This window comes from uncultured Blautia sp. (genome assembly GCF_902497045.1).
Lineage (GTDB): Bacteria > Bacillota > Clostridia > Lachnospirales > Lachnospiraceae > Blautia_A.
This window is the reverse complement of sequence record NZ_CABVDF010000372.1, coordinates 1-1,574: the sequence shown is the minus strand read 5'-3', so window position 1 is coordinate 1,574 and position 1,574 is coordinate 1. Positions and strand designations below refer to the sequence as shown.

At 41.6% G+C, this 1,574-nt stretch carries 2 protein-coding genes; one reads left to right on the top strand and one right to left on the bottom strand.

Annotated elements, in window-relative coordinates; genetic code table 11:
- Positions 1 to 187 precede the first annotated feature (187 nt).
- Entirely contained in the window at positions 188 to 769 is a 582-nt protein-coding gene (locus tag RDS42_RS14795; RefSeq protein WP_308784321.1) for a TetR-like C-terminal domain-containing protein, read from the top strand.
- Positions 770 to 879: 110 nt separating this feature from the next.
- Here RDS42_RS14795 and RDS42_RS14790 read toward each other — a convergent pair whose 3' ends face one another.
- Positions 880 to 1,527 (bottom strand): L-rhamnose mutarotase, encoded by a 648-nt coding sequence (locus RDS42_RS14790; protein WP_308784320.1) that lies wholly within the window; start codon positions 1,525 to 1,527, stop codon positions 880 to 882.
- Positions 1,528 to 1,574 lie beyond the last annotated feature (47 nt).

Genomic DNA, 1,574 nt, shown 5'->3' with positions numbered 1-1,574 from the left:
TAATAAACAACATGTTGCTTTTCTTTACAAGGCGTATTATACTAAAACTGAAGGAAAATACAAGCGACAAAAAAAGAGCTGAATATTTACTAATCGACATATTTTTTGTATTTTGTCTACTAAACATAAAATTCAATATTTCTACCAAATCAATGCCTTTTTTTGCAAAAAGATTGGAGGTTTTTTCATGGCTGAAAAAGTTGACCGAAGAGTCAGAAAAACAAAAGCTCAGTTGAGACAGGGTCTTGCCCGCCTGATGCAGAAAAAAAGTATAAAGGAAATTACCGTAAAGGAACTTGTCGATGAAGTGGATATTAACCGTTCCACTTTTTATCTTCATTACACCGATATCTATCAGATGCTGGAAAAAATTGAAGAAGAAGCCATGCTGGAAATTCGGGAAGCACTGGAAGGCTGTCCTGTTCACTGCACTGAACGAAAAAAGATCATTCCCTTCCTGGCTCGTTTTTTCTCCATCATGGACAGCAACCGTGATCTTGCTCTGGCCCTTCTGGGACCAAATGGCGACATGGATTTTGTCGCAAGAATCGAGACACTGATTGCCAGTAAATTTCTCGATCAGAACAGCTTTTCCCTGTCAGACAACGAGGTTTCATATGCCTACTCTTTTTGTCTCAGCGGCTGTGTCGGTATGATCAAAACATGGCTGTCCAGAGCCGAGCATGAATCTCCGGACTCTATGGCTCGTCTTACCTTTCACCTGATCGACAATATCACTCAGAAATATCTTAAGGATTATGTACGGTGATCCGGTCATTATTTATATTCCTGTACACAAAAAACCTTCGGCGCAGACTCCGAAGGTTTTTTGTTATTATTTACTCTCTATTTTACAGGTGGTAATCGACTGGGGAAGAATCACCTGTGCCATGCCAGACGTTTAACGTCTGCATGAACCTCTCCTGTCATCCAGTCCACATCATTGGTGATCCAGTCCATGATCTCCAACTGATGTGTCTCCCAGGCAATGGTCTCCTTTCTGGCTTCGGCAGTCTCCTGAACTTCCATAGTCGTGTCAATCTCATTGTAGCCAAAAATATAGCCGCCTGCACTCCAGATACTGAAATTACTGTCCGGCCCCGGATTTACAGTATCTCCCCTTTTTGCAATCAGTCCGTCATGGCGGATTTTATACTCTTCTTCACAGCCGTCTTTCAGTTTTGTCATAAATACTCTGTGCCGGATCAGTTCCTTGCATTCTCTTACAATTCCAAAGTCATGATACATCAGGCGCATATCCTGGCCTGGCACGGAAATCCACTGAAATGTATCCTGCATTTTTTCTATAAGTGCAGATCTGACCGCTTCCTCCTTCTGGTCCAGTTTCATTCCATCTTCGTTTTCGTAATATCCAAAGATCAGCTCCTCTGCATTCCAGATGCTGAAATTTCTGATTCCGTTTCTGTCCAGAAAATCTGTCAGTTCTTTCCAGATTTCTCCCAGTTTTTTTCTGTAGGTATTCATCCGGCCTTCTTTTATTTTCATTGCAAATGCATGTCTTTCCATGTTTCTCCTCCTTCTTCTGTAACACAATAGCTGCTGTGAATGAAGTA